This window comes from Streptomyces sp. NPDC007983 (genome assembly GCF_042958345.1).
In the GTDB taxonomy this organism is placed as follows: Bacteria; Actinomycetota; Actinomycetes; order Streptomycetales; family Streptomycetaceae; genus Streptomyces.
In genome coordinates this window covers 82,305-100,353 of the sequence record NZ_JBIBJI010000006.1, presented here as the reverse complement: position 1 = coordinate 100,353, position 18,049 = coordinate 82,305, and the positions used below count along the sequence as shown (strand labels likewise).

The 18,049-nt window shown below is 71.9% G+C and carries 15 protein-coding genes and 1 tRNA gene; 7 read left to right on the top strand and 9 right to left on the bottom strand.

The features are described from left to right. Positions 1 to 36 precede the first annotated feature (36 nt). The 3 genes from ACFZCY_RS20230 (at position 37) to ACFZCY_RS20220 (ending at position 2,532) form a co-directional block, all read left to right on the top strand. Positions 37 to 1,968: a hypothetical protein gene (locus ACFZCY_RS20230; protein ID WP_391174705.1), complete on the top strand. Its 1,932-nt coding sequence runs from the start codon at positions 37 to 39 to the stop codon at positions 1,966 to 1,968. Between the two features lie 125 nt (positions 1,969 to 2,093). Then, a complete protein-coding gene (locus ACFZCY_RS20225) occupies positions 2,094 to 2,249 on the top strand; it encodes a hypothetical protein (RefSeq protein WP_391174702.1) in 156 nt (51 codons plus the stop codon). Between the two features lie 115 nt (positions 2,250 to 2,364). After that, positions 2,365 to 2,532: a hypothetical protein gene (locus ACFZCY_RS20220; RefSeq protein WP_391174700.1), complete on the top strand. Its 168-nt coding sequence runs from the start codon at positions 2,365 to 2,367 to the stop codon at positions 2,530 to 2,532. 186 nt (positions 2,533 to 2,718) lie between these two features. Here the strand turns inward: ACFZCY_RS20220 and ACFZCY_RS20215 are convergent. Further along, positions 2,719 to 2,803: transfer RNA gene (locus ACFZCY_RS20215), tRNA-Leu, on the bottom strand. A 321-nt stretch (positions 2,804 to 3,124) separates the two neighbouring features. Between ACFZCY_RS20215 and ACFZCY_RS20210 the strand changes: the two genes are divergently transcribed. The 4 genes from ACFZCY_RS20210 to ACFZCY_RS20195 all read left to right on the top strand — a co-directional run bounded on the left by ACFZCY_RS20210 (position 3,125) and on the right by ACFZCY_RS20195 (position 9,656). Further along, positions 3,125 to 4,807: a thiamine pyrophosphate-binding protein gene (locus ACFZCY_RS20210; protein ID WP_391175909.1), complete on the top strand. Its 1,683-nt coding sequence runs from the start codon at positions 3,125 to 3,127 to the stop codon at positions 4,805 to 4,807. Between the two features lie 13 nt (positions 4,808 to 4,820). Continuing rightward, positions 4,821 to 6,047 carry a formyl-CoA transferase gene (gene frc, locus ACFZCY_RS20205; RefSeq protein WP_391174698.1) on the top strand — a complete coding sequence of 409 codons (1,227 nt, stop codon included), beginning with the start codon at positions 4,821 to 4,823 and terminating at the stop codon, positions 6,045 to 6,047. A gap of 2 nt (positions 6,048 to 6,049) precedes the next feature. Further along, positions 6,050 to 8,188, top strand: coding sequence for an acetate--CoA ligase family protein (locus tag ACFZCY_RS20200; RefSeq protein WP_391174696.1), 2,139 nt, complete (start codon positions 6,050 to 6,052; stop codon positions 8,186 to 8,188). 76 nt (positions 8,189 to 8,264) lie between these two features. Beyond that, positions 8,265 to 9,656 (top strand): MFS transporter, encoded by a 1,392-nt coding sequence (locus tag ACFZCY_RS20195; protein ID WP_391174694.1) that lies wholly within the window; start codon positions 8,265 to 8,267, stop codon positions 9,654 to 9,656. A 15-nt stretch (positions 9,657 to 9,671) separates the two neighbouring features. Here the strand turns inward: ACFZCY_RS20195 and ACFZCY_RS20190 are convergent, their stop codons facing one another. From ACFZCY_RS20190 to ACFZCY_RS20155, 8 genes are read right to left on the bottom strand one after another with little or no spacing between them, the layout of a single operon-like run. Further along, positions 9,672 to 10,682: a TIM barrel protein gene (locus tag ACFZCY_RS20190; RefSeq protein WP_391174690.1), complete on the bottom strand. Its 1,011-nt coding sequence runs from the start codon at positions 10,680 to 10,682 to the stop codon at positions 9,672 to 9,674. 15 nt (positions 10,683 to 10,697) lie between these two features. Then, on the bottom strand, positions 10,698 to 12,101 hold the full coding sequence (locus ACFZCY_RS20185; protein ID WP_391174687.1) for an alkaline phosphatase family protein: 1,404 nt from the start codon (positions 12,099 to 12,101) through the stop codon (positions 10,698 to 10,700). Further along, a complete protein-coding gene (gene eboE / locus ACFZCY_RS20180) occupies positions 12,098 to 13,282 on the bottom strand; it encodes a metabolite traffic protein EboE (RefSeq protein WP_391174684.1) in 1,185 nt (394 codons plus the stop codon). Before eboE ends, ACFZCY_RS20185 begins: the two co-directional genes overlap by 4 nt. 4 nt (positions 13,283 to 13,286) lie before the next feature. Next, the gene (locus ACFZCY_RS20175; RefSeq protein ID WP_391174681.1) at positions 13,287 to 14,165 is read right to left on the bottom strand and encodes a TatD family hydrolase; all 879 of its coding nucleotides are present in this window, start codon (positions 14,163 to 14,165) and stop codon (positions 13,287 to 13,289) included. Then, positions 14,165 to 14,761, bottom strand: a complete 597-nt coding sequence (locus ACFZCY_RS20170) for an EboA domain-containing protein (RefSeq protein ID WP_391174679.1) — start codon at positions 14,759 to 14,761, stop codon at positions 14,165 to 14,167. Before ACFZCY_RS20170 ends, ACFZCY_RS20175 begins: the two co-directional genes overlap by 1 nt. After that, complete coding sequence (locus ACFZCY_RS20165) at positions 14,755 to 15,624, bottom strand: TIM barrel protein (RefSeq protein ID WP_391174676.1); 870 nt, start codon at positions 15,622 to 15,624, stop codon at positions 14,755 to 14,757. Before ACFZCY_RS20165 ends, ACFZCY_RS20170 begins: the two co-directional genes overlap by 7 nt. Next, positions 15,621 to 16,682 (bottom strand): SCO3242 family prenyltransferase, encoded by a 1,062-nt coding sequence (locus tag ACFZCY_RS20160; protein ID WP_391174673.1) that lies wholly within the window; start codon positions 16,680 to 16,682, stop codon positions 15,621 to 15,623. The genes ACFZCY_RS20165 and ACFZCY_RS20160 overlap by 4 nt, the downstream gene beginning before the upstream one ends. Next, positions 16,679 to 17,839 carry an inositol-3-phosphate synthase gene (locus ACFZCY_RS20155; protein ID WP_391174670.1) on the bottom strand — a complete coding sequence of 387 codons (1,161 nt, stop codon included), beginning with the start codon at positions 17,837 to 17,839 and terminating at the stop codon, positions 16,679 to 16,681. Before ACFZCY_RS20155 ends, ACFZCY_RS20160 begins: the two co-directional genes overlap by 4 nt. Positions 17,840 to 18,049: the final 210 nt, after the last annotated feature.

Genomic DNA, 18,049 nt, shown 5'->3' with positions numbered 1-18,049 from the left:
CATGTTCCGTCCCACCCTGCTCGGAATGGAGATCTGATGGAATCCGTCGTCACGGCCTCGGTACCGCTCCTGGAACCGCCGGGCTGGTCGACGGCGCAGCGTGCCCTGTTCGACCTGCTCGACCAGGCCTGGCGCCGGTTCGCCGACGATTTCACCGACTCCGACGGGCGACTGCGGTACACCGGCGGACTCAGTTCGCGCGACGGCGCGGACGATTTCTACGAGGTCTTCTTCAACTGGCCACAGCTCTACCTCCTCGGCGGGCACGAGGACCTGCTGGCCCAGTCCGAGCGGCACTGGGAGGGAGTCACCCGGCAGCTGACCGAACTGGGCATGCTCAAAGACGAGTACGAGCGCGGCTACGACTGGTTCCACCAGGGTGAGAGCCTGCTGCTGTTCTACTTCCTGTGCATGGCCGCCCCCGGCCATTGGCAACAGCGGGCACGGCGCTTCGCGGACCTCTACGTGGATCCGCGGCACGGCAACTACGACCCGGAACACCGCATCATCCGCCGACCGCACAATGGCAGCGACCCCGACCGCGAGGGGCTCTTCGACGGCGACGCCTACCCCTGGCTTCCCCAGGAGGCCCGAATGTACGGCCTCCCTCTGGAGTGGACGTTGCCGGCCGGCGCCGATGCCCCACCGCTCGACCGCGACCCGCGACTGGGCGACGACATGCGCCGGCGGATCGGCTCGGGAGACACCGCGGTCAACCTGGCCGCCTCCGGACTCGTCCTCAACGCCCTGATACTGACCGGTGATCCGCGCTATCGCGACTGGATCGCCGAGTACGTGGACGCCTGGCGCGACCGCGCAACCATGCACGGGGGGATCCTCCCCGACAACGTCGCCCCGGACGGCACGGTGGGCGGGCTGCTGGACGGTCGCTGGTACGGCGGGCACTACGGCTGGCCCTGGCCGCACGGCTGGTACAGCGTCGGGCACGCCGCGATGATCGCGGCCCTGGCGGGCGCGGCCGTCACAGGCGACGACTCCTACCTGGATCTGGTCCGCCCCACGCTGGACGAGATCATCTCCCAGGGCAAGATCATGACTTTCATGGACGCGGACTCCAGCCTCCAGTCCAAGTGGACGGTCCAGCTCTGCGAGGACGTGCTCACCCCCACGCTCCACGTGCCGTTCCGGTACGCCGACCGAGGCTGGTTCGACTACAACCCGATGCTGATGGCGGTCCCGATCGCCCTGTGGCACCACTCCGCCTCGGCCGCGGACCGGGAACGCCTCGAACGGCTCCGCTCGGCCAGCGGGTACGACTGGCGTACCGTGCGTCCCTTCCGGAGCAAGGAGGAGGCAGGGCACGAGGAACCGTGGTTCGCTTTCGTCACCGGCGACGACCCTGGCTACCCGGAGCGGATCCTGGCCGCCGCGCAGGCCCAGGTACGCCACCGGCTGGCCCGGATGGAGCGCTACCGCGGCACGGACGTGCCCGAGGCCGACATCCACCTGTGGCAGCAGTCGAACCCGGTGGTCACCGAGGCCCTGGTCCAGCTGACCTGGGGCGGGCCGCAGGTCATCTACAACGGCGGACTGCAGCAGGCACGCGTGCGGTACTACGACGCCGTTGCCCGGCGCCCCGGTTTGCCCCCCTCGGTGGCGGCCCTGGTCTCTTGTGTCGACCCGGAGGCCACGGTGGTCGACCTGGTCAATCTCGACCCCGACGGCGCGCGATCGGTGATCGTGCAGGCGGGGGCGTTCGCCGAACACAGCATCCGCACCGTGCGCCACACCATGTGCGAGAACCCCACCTGGATCGGCGGTCTCCATGACTACGGCCACGGTCAGCCGGTCGTCACATCCGCCATGGTCCGAGTCGACGGCCCATGGCTGCGGGTGGATCTGCCGCGTTCCACCCGGATCCGCCTGACGCTCCGGCTCGACCTGCGCAGCCGACCGCCGTCCTATCGCACACCATTCGACGGGCCGGGTACCGAGGAGACGTCATGAAGTCCAGGGGGCGAGGCCGCCGGGCCCACCGTGGCCGGCGACACCAGCGCGACACCTGCGCCCACGGCGTGGGCGTTCCCCAACCCGCCTACCGTCACCTCACCTTCTCGCTCCCGAGGATGCTCATGTTCCGCCATGCAGGAAGGGCACTGGCCGCCGTCACCGCGGCCCTCACCTGCGCCGACTCGGGGCGCAACGGTCACACCGTCACCTGGCGGGGGCGGTCCGGGCAGGCCCCCGTCCTATCCGGCGCGCTGCGGGACCGGCTGGAAGGTCCATGACGCGGCGGAGAACGAGGTTTCCGACCTCGCCTACGACGGCATCGACGTCGGCTGGGGCTGGGGAGCCAACGACCCTGGCGGCAGCACGGACTACAGGAACCGGGGCCGGTACAACTTGTCAGCGAGTCCCCGCACCGTCATCGAAGGCAACTACATCTACGACAACCGCAACACCGTCGGCCTCTACGTCCAGGTGAGCGGCGGCAACTGGCCGACGGCAGCACGACAGGTCATGGACCAGGCCGGCATCGAGACCGGCCTACGGTCCTCCATCGGCCGCTGAGGAAGGGGCCGGCGCCGGCCGGGATGAGGCGCCGGAGGCCGTGGTGCGCCAGGCCGAGCCCGAGGACAAGGCCGGGATCTACCGGCAACCGGGGCTGCGGCTCACATACGACTCCGGGAAACACAAAGTGCTGGCCGAGATGAGACTCGACCAGCACTTTCGCGATGCCCGTGGGCCATCAGCATGTGTCCGAGGGGGGACTTGAACCCCCACGCCCGATAAAGGGCACTAGCACCTCAAGCTAGCGCGTCTGCCATTCCGCCACCCGGACAAGGTGTGCCCCGCGGCTGCCCGCGGCGACATGGACAACGATACCAAGGTTTCGGGGTGCGTTTCACCGCCGTATGCGTGGCGCCCGGGCCCGCGACGACCTGCGGTGACGCGGGGGCGGGCGGAGCCGTGCGCACAGGGGGTCACACAGGGTGGCGGCGGTGGCCGTGGCGGCGGTCGCGCGGACTTGATCGAACGATTGACGTACGCCCCCTGGACATCGATCCGCCGATGCGGGATAACGGGCTTCATACAGAATAACGTCGACTGTATGCAATCCAAGCGAGACCGCACCGACCCCTACGAAGGGACGCGATTCGCCATGCCCGACGACAGCCAGGACCTCATCTCCGGTGGGCACTTGGTCGCCAAGGCGCTCAAAGCGGAGGGCGTTGACGTCATCTACACCCTCTGCGGCGGCCACATCATCGACATCTACGACGGCTGCGTCGACGAGGGCATCGACGTCATCGATGTGCGCCACGAGCAGGTGGCCGCGCATGCCGCCGACGGCCATGCCCGGATCACCGGGAAGCCCGGCTGCGCGGTGGTCACCGCCGGGCCGGGGACCACCGACGCCGTGACCGGGGTGGCCAATGCCTTCCGGGCCGAGTCGCCCATGCTGCTGATCGGCGGGCAGGGGGCTCATACGCAGCACAAGATGGGGTCCCTCCAGGACCTTCCGCACGTCGAGATGATGGCGCCGATCACCAAGTTCGCGGCCACCGTGCCGGACACCGCGCGGGCCGCGGACATGGTCTCGATGGCGTTCCGGGAGTGCTTCCACGGGGCGCCGGGGCCGTCGTTCCTGGAGATCCCGCGCGATGTGCTGGACGCCAAGGTGCCGGTCGACAAGGCGCGGGTGCCGAAGGCGGGCGCGTATCGGGCGTCGACGCGCAGCGCGGGCGATCCGGACGCGGTCGAGAAGCTGGCCGATCTGCTGGTGCACGCGGAGAAGCCGGCGATCCTGCTGGGCAGCCAGGTGTGGACGTGCCGGGCGACCGATGCCGCGATCGAGCTGGTGCGGACGCTCAACGTGCCCGCGTACATGAACGGCGCGGGGCGCGGCACGCTGCCTCCCGGGGATCCGCACCACTTCCAGCTGTCCCGGCGGTACGCGTTCTCCAACGCCGACCTCATCGTGATCGTCGGTACGCCGTTCGACTTCCGGATGGGGTACGGGAAGCGGCTGTCCCCCGATGCGACGGTGGTCCAGATCGACCTGGATTACCGTACGGTCGGCAAGAATCGGGATATTGATCTCGGGATAGTGGGTGACAGTCATCAGATTCTGTCAGCCGTCACCCAGGCGGCGTCCGGCCGCATCAACGGCGGGGCGCGCCGGCGCAAGGAGTGGCTGGACGAGCTGCGCGCGGCCGAGCAGACGGCCATCGAGAAGCGACTGCCGCAGCTGCGCTCCGACGCCTCCCCCATTCATCCGTACCGCCTGGTCAGCGAGATCAACGACTTCCTGACCGAGGACTCGGTCTACATCGGCGACGGCGGCGACATCGTCACGTTCTCCGGGCAGGTCGTGCAGCCCCGTACGCCCGGCCACTGGATGGACCCGGGGCCGCTGGGGACGCTCGGCGTCGGGGTGCCGTTCGTGATGGCGGCGAAGCATGCGCGCCCCGACAAGGAGGTGGTGGCGCTCTTCGGCGACGGCGCGTTCTCGCTGACCGGCTGGGACTTCGAGACGCTGGTCCGCTTCAACCTGCCGTTCGTCGGCATCGTCGGCAACAACTCCTCGATGAACCAGATCCGTTACGGCCAGAAGGCCAAGTACGGGGACGCCCGGGAGCGGATCGGCAACACCCTCGGTGACGTTCCGTACGACCAGTTCGCGCGGATGCTCGGCGGCTACGGCGAGGAGGTACGGGACCCCGCCGAGATCGCGCCCGCGCTGCGGCGCGCCCGCGAGTCGGGCAAGCCGTCGCTCATCAACGTCTGGGTGGACCCGGACGCGTACGCCCCCGGAACGATGAACCAGACCATGTACAAGTAAGGGGCCCGCCACCATGACCAAGGCTCTGGAGGGCGTCCGCGTCCTCGACATGACGCACGTACAGTCCGGTCCGTCCGCCACCCAGCTGCTGGCCTGGCTCGGCGCGGACGTCATCAAGCTGGAGTCCCCGACCGGTGACATCACGCGCAAGCAGCTGCGCGACATCCCGGACGTCGACTCGCTCTATTTCACGATGCTCAACTGCAACAAGCGGAGCATCACCCTCAACACCAAGTCCGAACGCGGCAAGGAGATCCTGACCGAGCTGATCCGCCGCAGCGATGTGATGGTGGAGAACTTCGGGCCGGGCGCGGTGGACCGGATGGGCTTCACCTGGGAGCGCATCCAGGAGATCAACCCGCGGATCGTGTACGCCTCGATCAAGGGGTTCGGCGAGGGCCCGTACACCAAGTTCAAGGCGTACGAGGTGGTCGCGCAGGCCATGGGCGGGTCGATGTCCACGACCGGCTTCGAGGACGGGCCGCCGCTGGCGACCGGCGCCCAGATCGGCGATTCGGGCACCGGGGTGCACTGTGTGGCGGGCATCCTGGCCGCCCTCTACCAGCGCACCCGCACCGGGCGCGGCCAGCGGGTGAACGTGGCGATGCAGCACGCGGTGCTCAATCTGTGCCGGGTCAAGCTGCGCGACCAGCAGCGGCTGACGCACGGGCCGCTCGCCGAGTACCCGAACGAGAGCTTCGGCGACGAGGTGCCGCGCAGCGGCAACGCGAGCGGCGGCGGACAACCCGGCTGGGCGGTCAAGTGCGCGCCCGGCGGCCCCAACGACTACGTGTACGTGATCGTGCAGCCGGTCGGCTGGGAGCCGATCACCCGGCTCATCGGCCGCCCGGAGCTGGCCGAGGACCCGGAGTGGGCGACGCCGGAGGCGCGGCTGCCGAAGCTGGCGAAGATGTTCCAGCTGATCGAGGAGTGGTCCAGCACGATGCCCAAGTGGGAGGTGCTGGAGCAGCTGAACTCCCACAACATCCCGTGCGGGCCGATCCTGTCCACCAAGGAGATCGTCGAGGACGCGTCGCTGGCGGCCAACGAGATGGTCGTCCGCGTCGACCATCCGGAGCGCGGGGCCTTCACCACGGTCGGCTCCCCGCTCAAGCTCTCCGACTCCCCCGTCCAGGTCGACCGCTCCCCCCTGCTGGGCGAGCACAACGCGGACGTGTACGGCGAGCTGGGGCTCGGCGACGAGGACATGCGGCTGCTCAAGGCGAACGGGGTGATCTGACGGTGACCACATACGACACGCAGACCGTACGCGCGGTGCTGGACGCCGTACGGGCCGAGGGGCGCAGCACGCTGACCGCGCCGGAGGGCAAGCGGATCACCGACGCGTACGGCATACCGACGCCGGCCGAGGGGCTGGCCGAGTGCGCGGACGACGCGGTGGCGCTCGCCGACCGGATCGGCTTCCCCGTCGTCCTCAAGATCGTCTCCCCGGACATCTCGCACAAGACGGACGCGGGCGGGGTCCGGGTGGGGCTGAAGTCGGCGGCCGAGGTGCGCGGCGCGTACACCGCGATCGTCGCGAACGCCCGCGCGTACGACCCGACGGCCCGCATCCGGGGCGTGCAGGTGCAGCAGATGGTCCCGGACGGCGGTCAGGAGGTGATCGTCGGCGCGGTCACCGATCCGACCTTCGGGAAGGTGGTCGCGTTCGGGCTCGGCGGGGTGCTGGTGGAGGTGCTCAAAGACATCACCTTCCGGCTGGCCCCGGCGAGCCGGGACGACGCGCTGTCGATGCTGGACGGCATCCGGGCCGCCGAGGTGCTGCGCGGGGTGCGCGGCGGGGAGCCGGTGGACCGGGACGCGCTCGCCGATCTGATCGTCCGGGTGTCGAACCTGGTCACGGACTTTCCCGAAGTGACCGAGGTCGATCTCAACCCGGTGTTCGCGACCGGGAGCGGCGTGCTCGCCGCCGATGTACGGCTGCTGATCGGCGACGCCGAGCCATCGACCCGCCGCCGCTACTCCCGCGAGGAGATCCTGGCCACGATGGGGCGGCTGATGCGGCCGCGTTCGGTGACGGTGGTGGGCGCCTCCAACGAGCCGGGCAAGATCGGCAATTCGGTGATGCGCAACCTCATCGACGGCGGCTTCCCCGGCGAGATCCACCCGGTCAATCCGAAGGCCGACGACATCCTGGGCCGCAAGGCGTACGCGTCGGTGATGGACGTGCCGGGCGAGGTGGACGTGGCGGTCTTCGCGATCCCCGCGAAGTTCGTACCGGCCGCGCTGGAGGAGGTCGGCCGCAAGGGCATCCCGAACGCGGTGCTGATCCCGTCCGGCTTCGCCGAGACCGGTGAGCACGAGCTGCAGGACCGGATCGTGGCCATCGCCGAGGAGCACGGCGTGCGGCTGCTGGGGCCGAACATCTACGGCTACTACTCCACCTGGCAGGACCTGTGCGCCACGTTCTGCACCCCGTACGACGTCAAGGGGCCGGTGGCGCTCACCTCCCAGTCCGGTGGCATCGGGATGGCGATCCTGGGCTTCGCGCGGACGACGAAGACCGGCGTCTCGGCGATCGTCGGGCTCGGCAACAAGTCGGACGTGGACGAGGACGATCTGCTGACCTGGTTCGGCGAGGACCCGAACACCCAGTGCATCGCGATGCACCTGGAAGACCTCAAGGACGGCCGCGCCTTCGTGGAGGCGGCGCGCGCGACCGTGCCGCGCAAACCGGTGGTGGTGCTGAAGGCGGGCCGTACGGCGGCGGGCGCGCGGGCCGCCGGGTCGCACACCGGCGCGCTGGCCGGGGACGACGCGGTGTACGACGACATCCTGCGGCAGGCCGGGGTGATCAGGGCGCCGGGGCTGAACGAGATGCTGGAGTACGCGCGGGCGCTGCCGGTGCTGCCCACGCCCCAGGGTGACAACGTCGTCGTCATCACCGGCGCCGGGGGGTCGGGGGTGCTGCTGTCGGACGCCATCGTGGACAACGGGCTGTCGCTGATGGAGATCCCCGCGGACCTGGACGCCGCCTTCCGCCGCTTCATCCCGCCGTTCGGCGCGGCCGGGAACCCGGTGGACATCACCGGCGGCGAGCCGCCGTCCACGTACGAGGCGACCATCCGGCTGGGTCTTGAGGACCCGCGCATCCACGCGCTCGTCCTCGGCTACTGGCACACCATCGTCACCCCGCCCATGGTCTTCGCCGAGCTGACGGCGCGGATCGTGGCGGAATTCCGGGAGCGCGGCATCGCGAAACCGGTGGTGGCCTCGCTCGCGGGCGACACCGAGGTCGAGGAGGCGAGCCAGTACCTCTTCGAGCGCGGCGTCGTCGCCTATCCGTACACCACGGAAAAGCCGGTGGCCGCGCTGGGCGCGAAATACCGCTGGGCCCGGTCGGCGGGGCTGCTCACGTAAACGCACCCGTTCTCCGCAGCACGAAGGGTTGGAACAGGGGGCCTGGCCGGGTTACTTCGAAGCCAAGGGGACGCACATGAGCACAGAAGAACGACCGGAGGGAATTGCCGCCTTCCGGGAAGTGCACGACGGTAAGGGGCGCGTGTATCGCGTCGGCGAGACGGACCGCGACATTCTCGGCTTCAGCCGGAAGCTGATGGTGTATCTGCCGTGGATCGCGATGATGGCCATCAGCGTGTCCGAGTACGCGTACGGTTCGGCGGAGGACACCCTCTCGGAGGCCCACGGCTGGACCCAGAGCAACACCTTCTGGATCCTCAGCGTCTGGGTCTTCTTCCAGGCCGGGATCGCCTTCCCGGCGGGCTGGTTAAGGGAGAAGGGCATCCTGACCGCCCGCCGGGCGATGCTGTCGGGGGCGGGGCTCTGCCTGGTCGGGTTCCTCGCCCTGTCGCATCTGGACGACGTTTTCGCCGCGATCTGCGGCTTCGGCGTGATCGGCGGGCTGGGCTCCGGACTCGTCTACGCCACCTGCATCAACATGGTGGGCAAGTGGTTCCCGGAGCGGCGCGGGGCGAAGACGGGATTCGTGAACGGTGGCTTCGCCTATGGCTCGCTGCCCTTCATCTTCATCTTCAACTACTGGTTCGACACCGGCAATTACCACGGGATACTCGACTTCATCGGCGTCTATGTGCTGGCCGTCGTCGCCGTCTGCGGCTGGTTCTTCAAGGACCCGCCCAAGAACTGGTGGCCGGTGCACATCGATCCGCTCACCTTCGGCGGCAACGCCAAGGGAGCGAAGAGCCTGGCGAAGAATCCGCCCGCGGTGCGCCAGTACACCCCGAAGGAGGCCATCCGCTCGGGCATGCTGCCCCTGATGTGGCTTTCGCTCGTGCTGACCGCCGGGGTGTCCATCTTCGGCATCTCCTTCCAGGTCGACTACGCCAAGGAAGTGGGCTTCGGCCCGCTGGTCGCGGCCTCCTCGATGGGCATCATGTCCGTCATCAACGGCGTGGGCCGCGGGGTGGTGGGCTGGCTGTCGGACTTCTGGGGCCGCAAGACGACCCTGGTGTTCGTCATCGTGGTGCTGGGGCTGGCGCAATTCGGGGTGATCTGGGCGGGCAACATCCGCAGTGAGTGGCTGTTCCTGTTCTTCGCCTTCCTCTCCGGATTCGGCGGCGGCGCCTTCTACCCGATGTTCGCGGCCCTGACCCCGGACTATTTCGGCGAGAACTACAACGCCACCAACTACGGCCTGGTGTACAGCGGAAAGCTGATCAGCGGGCTGTTCGGCGGCGGGCTCGGCTCGATGGTGGTCGACGACTGGGGATACGACGGGGCGTACGCGCTCGCCGGTGGCATCTCCATGCTGGCGGCCGCCGTCGCCCTGCTGCTGCGGCAGCCGGGCCGGCCGCGGGTCCGGGACATCGCCCCGAACCCGCGGCCGATCAGCCGCGAGGCGGTGTGAAGGCCGTCCGCGCGGTCAGTCGCCGCACCGCCCCGTGCGCAGATAGCGGGCGGAGCGGCGGGCGGTGGTGAGCGAGTTCGCCGGGTTGTCGTGCTCCACCATCCACTGGTGGTTCCGGCGCCCCCCGTGGGTCCTGCCGACCTTGCCGAGGAACCGTACGTAGTCGATGTCACCGTCCCCGACGTCCACCATCCGGTAGCCGTCGGGGACGGTGTCGTCGCGCTCGCCGTCCTTGACGTGGAACAGCGGATAGCGGTCCGGGTCGGCCAGCACGTAGTCGAGCGGTTCGAACGGCGCCGGGGTGCCGTCGGCTCGTCTGCCGAAGCGGTGCCGGGCGACGTACGCCCAGTAGATGTCCATCTCCAGGTGGACCAGCTCCGGGTCGGTCTCGGCGAGCAGCACGTCGTAGAGGCGGACGTCCGGCCGGTCGGTGGCGAAGGAGAACTCCTCGGCGTGGTTGTGCTGGTAGAACTTCATCCCGCGCGCCTTCGCGGCCGCGCCGTAGGTGTTGAAGTCCTCGGCGCAGCGCTTCCAGCCGTCGACCGTCGTGCCGTAGCGCCAGGGGCCGGACGCGGTGCCGATGTGCGGCAGGCCGAGGGCCTGGGCCTCGTCCAGCACCTTGGTGAGGTTGGTGGCGAAGGTGTACGCGTTCGGGTCGTCGGAGTAGTAGCCGACGTGGCTGCCGATGCCGCGCAGCCCGTTGTCCCGCAGCAGCCGCTTCAGCTCCTTGAGGGTGATGGCGCCCGCCGGCCCCTGGGTGTATCCGGCGAACTCCACCTGGTCGTAGCCGTAGGCCGCCAGCTCCTCGAAGACGCGGGCGAAGCCGATGGACTGCACCTGGTCGCGGAGGGTGTAGAGCTGGATGCCGAGGTGGCCGCGCGGGACGATCGGACCGCGCCTGCCGTGGGTGGTGGCTTGTGCGGGCGTCGTGCCGAGCAGGGTGGCCGCGGTGGCTCCGGCAGCGACGCCGAGGAATCCGCGGCGGCGGAGGGCTGCGGCGAGTTCCGGGTTCGGGGCGCTCTTCACAGTGCGTGTCTCCTGTCAGTTGTGTCCGTTGGAGTCGAGACCGGCGAGGCGGAGGAGCAGGGATTTGACGTCGGTGGCGGCCACCCGGCCGGGTACGGCGTCCGGCCGGGAGCAGATGAGCACGGGCCCGTCCTCGTCGCGCTCCGGCAGCCTTCCGTGGCTGCCGCGCACCGGGGACGGATCGAGCGGGACGACGGCCATCCGGTAGCGCATCCCGAGCTTCTTGCGGGCCAGCGCGGTGGCCGCCTTCACGCGCACATACGGGTCGACGGGGTCGAGGAAGAGTTCGGCCGGGTCGTAGCCGGGCTTGCGGTGGATCTCCACCAGCTGGGCGAAGTCGGGCGCGCGGTCGTCGTCCAGCCAGTAGTAGTACGTGAACCAGGCGTCCGGCTCGGCCACCGCGACCAGCTCCCCGGCGCGGGGGTGGTCCAGGCCCTGCGCCTTCTTCCCCTCGTCGTCCAGGAGTTCGGCGAGGCCGGGCAGGCCGTCGAGGGCGGCCCGGGTGGCGGGCAGGTCCTCGGGGCGGCGTACGTAGACGTGTGCGAGCTGGTGGTCGGCGACCGCGAAGGCGCGGGAGGTGCCCGGGTCCAGGTACTCCATGCCGTCCTGGGTGTGCACCTCCAGCAGCCCGGCGCGGCGCAGCGCCCGGTTGATGTCCACGGGGCGGGACACCCGGGTGATGCCGTATTCGGACAGTGCCACGACGGTACGGCCCCGGGCCCGCGCGTCGTCGAGCAGCGGGCCGAGGGCGGTGTCCAGCGCGGCCGCGGCAGCGTGGGAGCGGGGGTCGTCGGGGCCGTAGCGCTGGAGGTCGTAGTCGAGGTGGGGGAGGTAGGCGAGGGTGAGGTCGGTGGGGTGGTGGCGCAGGATGTGGCGGGTCGCGTCGATGATCCACCGGGTGGACACCAGGTCGGCGCCCGGGCCCCAGAAGTGGAACAGGGGGAAGGTGCCGAGGGCGGCGGTGAGTTCGTCGTGCAGGGCGGGCGGCCGCGTGTAGCAGTCGGGCTCCTTGCGGCCGTCGGCGTAGTAGACCGGGCGCGGGGTGACGGTGATGTCGGTGTCCGCGCCCATCGCGTACCACCAGCAGATGTTGGCGACCGTGTAGCCGGGGTGGGCGCGGCGGGCCGCGTCCCACAGCTTGTCGCCGCCGACCAGGCCGTTGTGCTGCCGCCAGAGCAGGACGTCGCCCTGTTCGCGGAAGTACCAGCCGTTGCCGACGATGCCGTGTTCGGCGGGGGTGGCGCCGGTGAGGAACGTCGACTGGGCGGCGCAGGTGACGGCGGGCAGCACGGTGCCGAGCGGGGCGTACGAACCGGAGTCGGCCAGGGCGCGGAGCCGGGGCATATGGGCCAGGAGGCGCGGGGTGAGGCCGACGACGTCGAGGACGAGGAGGGGCTCCGGGGCCGGCGTGGTGCTCATGGCAGCTCCTTGAGGCCGAGGTCGGTCAGCAGGTCGCGGGCGAGGGCCAGTTCGGCGGCGATGCCGTCGGCCAGCCGGTCGCGGTTGCGGGGCCGCAGCTCGGTCGGCAGCGCCTGCCAGGTGTACGTCTCGACCTCCAGGTGGCGGGTGAGCGGCGCCGGGCCGCCGACCAGCTGGGCGAGGGTGTCGGTGAGGACGGGCAGGGTGGAGGTGAGCGGCGGTTCGGGCGGGGCGTGCAGCGGCACGTGGAAGTGGGAGCGCCAGGGGGCGGTGGTGTCGAGCCCGCCCGGCGCGAGGGCCTGGTCGAGGTCGTCGGTGCCGCGTACGCCGTCGAGGGGGGTGCGGGTGCGGGTCTGGTGCAGGAAGCGCGGCTCGGCGAACGCGGCCAGGGCGGTGCGTACGGCGGGGTGGTGCGGCTCCTCGGCGTGCAGCGCGGCCGAGAGCTGCGCCTTGACGATCGGCACACCGGCCGCGGTGAGGGCGGCGGTTGCGGTCTGCGGGTCCTCGAACTGCGTGGCGAGGTGGCAGGTGTCCAGGCAGAGGCCGACGCGTTGCCGGGGCGGCCCTTCGGGCAGCGCGGTCAGCGCGTCGATGGCCTGGGCGGTGGTCTCCACGGTGCAGCCCGGCTCGGGTTCCAGTCCGATGCGGATCGAGCGGCCGGTGAGGTCCTGGAGCGCGTCGAGCCGCGTGGCGAGCGTGGTGAGGTGGCCGAGCGCGGCCCGCCGCCGGGCGGGGTCGAACGGGGTGCGCCAGGCGAGCGGCAGGGTCGAGACGCTGCCCTCGGTGACGTCGTCCGGGAGCAGGGCGGCCAGCAGTCGGGCCAGCTGGCCGGTGTGCGTCAGCCGCTCGGCCTCCGTCCAGTCCGGCCGGTACACGCGGTACTTGACCTCCTGGGCGCCGAACCCCTCGTACGGGAAGCCGTTGAGGGTGACGACCTCCAGGCCGCGCCGGTCGAGTTCGGTGCGCAGCCGGCGGAGGGCGGCCGGGTCGGCGGTCAGGGTGCGGGCGGCGTCGCGGGCCAGCCACAGGCCGATGCCGAGCCGGTCGCGGCCCAGGCGGCGGCGTACCGGCTCGCAGTGGTGGCGGAGCTGGTCCACGACGCCGTCGAGGTCCTCGGCGGGGTGGACGTTGGTGCAGTAGGCCAGGTGGACGGTGGAGCCGTCGGGGTGGCGGAAGCGCATGGGGTCACCGGCCTTCCGTCGTGACCGGCGCGCCGCGGAGGATGGAGTTCCCCTCGTGGGTGGCTTGGGGTGTGGTGTCCTCGACGTCGAGGTCCAGTCGCCCGCTGAGCCCGTAGAACGCCACCGGGTTGCGCCACAGCACTTGGTCGACGTCGTCGTCGGTGAAGCCCGCCGCGAGCATCGCCTCCCCGACGTGGCGTGTCTTCAGCGGATCGCTGCGGCCCCAGTCCGCGGCGGAGTTCACCAGGATGCGGTCCCGTTCGCCGGCGTACTCGCGCAGCACGCGGACCATGCGGTCCGGGTCCATCTTGGTGTCCGGGTAGATCGAGAACCCGAGCCAGCAGCCGCTGTCGGTGGCCGCCTTTACGGTGGTCTCGTTGAGGTGGTCGAGCAGGACGCGGTCGGTGGGGAGGGCGGATTCGTGGACGACGTCGAGCGTGCGGGCCAGGCCCGCGGCCTTGTCGCGGTGCGGGGTGTGTACGAGGGCGGGCAGCCCGTGGTCGGCGGCGAGCTGGAGCTGCGCGGCGAGCGCGGTGTCCTCGGCGGGGGTCATCGCGTCATAGCCGATCTCGCCGACGGCGACCACTCCGTCCTTGACGAGATAGCGCGGCAGCTCGTCCAGGACGGGGAGGCAGCGGGGGTCGTTGGCCTCCTTGGGGTTGAGGGCGAGCGTGCAGTGGTGGGCGATGCCGTGCTGGGCGGCGCGGAAGGGTTCCCAGCCGAGGAGCGCGTCGAAGTAGTCGTAGAAGCTGGCGGGCGAGGTGCGGGGCTGACCGAGCCAGAAGGACGGTTCGACGAGGGCGCGCACGCCCGCGGCGTACATGGCCTCGTAGTCGTCCGTGGTGCGGGAGGTCATGTGGATGTGCGGGTCGAAGATGCGCATCAGGGCTCCTCGGGGGTCTTGTGTTCCGCCGGCGCCAGGACGCGGGTCAGATCCGGGGGCACGTCCCGCCCGGCGGCGGTGCGTTCACGCGCGTAGTCGGTCAGCATGCGGGCCAGCTCGGCGTCGCCCCGGGCGCGGGCCGGCCACTCGGCCACGGCGTCCAGGGGCACCCCGGTGAACAGGCACTTCAGTACGGCCTGCCGCCAGCCGTGCGCGTCGAGATGCCGGGCCGCGTACGGGCCGACGGCGGCGGCCAGCAGGCGGGTGTCGTTGGTGCGCAGCGCGTCCTCGACCAGCGGGAGTGCGTCCGGGCCGGGGTCGAGGTGGGCCAGGGAGAGGAGGACGGCCCGGCGTTCGGCGGCCGTGCCGTGGGTGTAGAGGCGGGTGAGGGTGGGCACGTCGGGGCGGGCCGCATGCAGGAGCAGGACGCGGGTGGCGTCGGCGAGTTCGCGGCCGCGGCCGCAGTGGCGTCCCGCGGCGGCGAAGTCCGCCTCCCAGGTGGCGGTGGGGCCCTGGGCCGCCGCCTCGGCGAGGGCCCGGTCCAGCCAGGCGCGGGCATCGCCGTCCAGGTGGTCGCGTACGGTCGCGCTCAGCATGGGACGCCTCCCTGGGCGGTGGCCCGCTCCGCCGCCTTGAGGTACGCCAGGGAGGAGCGGGCCAGCGCCGGCCCGGCGTGCGAGTGGCGGGGCAGTTCGACGCCCACCAGGCCCCGGTAGTCCATGGCCCGCAGGGCCTCCAGCACCGGCGGGACGTCCACCTCGCCCTCCCCGAACGGCAGATGCTCGTGCACGCCGCGCCGCATGTCCTCGATCTGCACATGGCGGATCCACGGCGCAGCGGCCCGTACGCAGTCGGCGGGCGGCTCCGGCTCCAGGCACTGGCAGTGGCCGACGTCGAGCGTCAGCCCGAGGGCGGGCGGATCGCCCAGCGCCCGGCGCAGCCGGTGGAACCCGGCGAGATCGGCCAGCAGATGCCCCGGCTCGGGCTCGACGGCCAGGGAAACGCCCGCGGACGTGGCGGCCTCCAGCACGGGGTGGAGGGCGTCGGCCAGCCGCTGCCACGCGGCGTCCTCGGCCGTCCCCGGCGGTAGCACCCCGCTGAAGCAGTGCACTGCCCGCGCCCCCAGCTCCGCCGCCACCCGCACGGCGCGCAACAGCAGATCGACGCGGGCGGCGCGGGCCCCGGCGTCGGGATCGAGCAGCGTGGGGTGGTGCTTGCGCCCCGGGTCGAGCACATACCGCGCACCGGTCTCGACGGCGACGCCGAGCCCGAGCCGGGCGAGGTGCTGCCCGACGCGCCGGGTGCGGGCGGCCAGATCCGGGGCGAGGGGGTCGAGGTGCATGTGGTCGAGCGTGAGCGAAACCCCGTCGTAGCCGAGGTCGGCGAGCAGGGCGAGCGCGTCGTCGAGCCGGAGGTCGGTCAGGCCGTTGGTGCCGTACGCGAAGCGGAGGTTGCTCATGTCGGGCTGACCTTTCCGGACAGTCGCCGCGCGACGGGCACCAGCAGAAGCAACCCCACCCCGGCCCGCCCCGCCCCAGCCCGCTGAGCGAGCGCCGCCTGCAGCGGGATCATCGCCCGAATGCCGCCACCGACGGCGCGCTGGAGGAGGTGGGGGGAGGGATTGAGCGCGGCGTGCGCGAAGGGGCGGGCGGCGGTGGCGAGGTAGGTGGCGGCGAGTGCGGCGGAGGCGAGGGGGTGGGTGCGGGCGCGCGTTCGGGTGGGCTGCGGGTCGGTCACCGGACCGATGCCCGAGCGCGGGCCGGCCCCCGGGGCTCGGCCCGGCGAGGCGGCGCCGATCGCCGCCGTGGCCAGGCCCGGTAGGGCCGGGCGGCCGGCGGGCGGGCCGCCGCCGGTGCGGCCGGCTCGAGGGCGGCGGTCCTTCGTGGGGGCCGGGCGGGTGGGGGGTCTGGTGGCCGCCCAGGCGATCGTCGTGGCCGTGGCCAGGGCCGCCAGGGGGGTCTTCGAGGTGCCGCCCGTGGCCTCGTGGCGGGAGACCGCCGTCACGGCGAGGGTGTGGGCGCCCAGGAGAGCGGCCGGGGGGAGGACGTGCCGGGTGGGCGCGGGCGCGGTGGCGGTGGCGCCCAGGAGCAGATCCAGCGATCGGGCCGTGGCCATCGCGTACGGGCCCGCCGGGGTGTTCTTCAGCCCCAGGTCGTACGCCCACACCGTGCCCGCCAGGGCCGTGGCCGTGGCGAGCGCCCGGCGGCCCGCCAGCGCAGCGCACACCAGGCCCGCGGCCGTCAGGCCGGTCGCGGCGGTCAGGGCGGCGGCCGGGGTGATACGGCCCGACGGCAGGGGGCGCCGGGGGCGTTCGACGGCGTCGATGTCGCGGTCCGCCCAGTCGTTGAGCGCCATGCCCGCCTCGTACAGGCACAGCGACGCGCCCATGGCGAACGCAGTGCCCCGGTTCGGGGCGGTCCGCGTGGCCGCCGCGCCCGCGAGGGCGTCGCCGGGGACGGTGAACAGGGCGGAGACCCTGAGGAGTTCCGCCCAGGCCCGCGCTCGTGACGGCGTCACGACCGCTCCCGCAGCCGGGCCGCGAACCCGGTCAGGGCCGCGTACTGGTCGGCGAGGCCGGACGGGCCGCCGTCCGGGTCCTTGAAGTAGAAGCCGAGTTCGGTGAGCGGCCCGGTGAGACCCGCCTCGTGTGCGCGGGCCGTGAGGCGGGCCAGGTCGAGGACGAGGGGCGCGGCGAGGGCCGAGTCGCAGCCCTGCCAGATGGTCTGCAGGACCATACGGGAGCCGAGGAAGCCCTCGAACGCGACGTGATCCCAGGCCGTCTTCCAGTCGCCGAGCGCGGGCACGTTGTCGATGTGCAACCGGCCGTCGGGGAGTTCGCCGAGGGTGTCGGCGAGGACGCGCGCCTTGCCCGCGTTCTTCGCGGCCGCGGCGGCGGGGTCGGCGAGCGCGGCGCCGTCGCCGCCGCCCAGCAGGTTGGTGCCGGACCACGCCCGTACGGGCAGGGCACGCTGCGCGAACATCGGCGCGAGCACGGACCGCAGCAGGGTCTGCCCCGTCTTGCCGTCGCGCCCGGCGTACGGCAGGCCGGAGCGGGCCGCTTCGGCGCGCAGCCGGGGGTGGTGCAGCCCGGTGGAGGGGGTGAAGTTGACGTACGGACACCCGGCGCGGAGCGCGGCGGAGGCGTAGAGGGAGCTGGGCGGCAGCCGGTCGCCACCGGCGGTGGGGGCCGGTTCGGTGGAGGCCACGTTGACGACGACGGCCAGGGCGAGGCGGTGCGTACGGACGAACGCGCCGAGGTCGTGGGCGAAGGCGTCGATCAGCTCGTCGTCGCCGCGGGTGTCCCCGGGCTGCGGTCCCCCGGGGCGGATCGCGTCGTCGGCGGCGGTCAGCTCGGCGCGTACGGCGTCGGGAAGCCCGTAGGGCAGAACGCCTTCGGCGGTCAGCGCCTCGGCGCGCTTGGGGAGCGGGGTGGTGGCGGTGTCGTGGCCACCGAAGACCAGATCGCCGAGCGCGGGCAGAGCGCTGTCCGCGAACGGCGCGGTCTCGGTGACCATCCCGGTCGCGGGTTGCAGCCCGGCCGCGACGGCGGCACACCCGGCGACGGCGGTGGTGGCGACCGAACCGCGCGCACCGATGAGCCAGATGCCGGTGCGGAGGCCGCCGCCCGGGGTGCGAGTGGGGTCGGGGTGGGTGGTGTCGGGGCCGGTGGTCACTGGCTGCCTCCCGGATGACGGTCAGGTGCGGGTACGCGGTGGCGGTGGCGGTAGGGGGGTTGGGGTGGTGCGGGTGCGGCGGTGTGATGCGGGTCGGGGGCAGGGTCCGGTGGCGCGGGTGCGGTGCCGCCCGGGGCCGCCGGGCGTGACCACCCCTCCTGTTGCCGGGCCGGAGGCCCCGCCGCGGCGGGGAGGAGACGGCGTACTCCT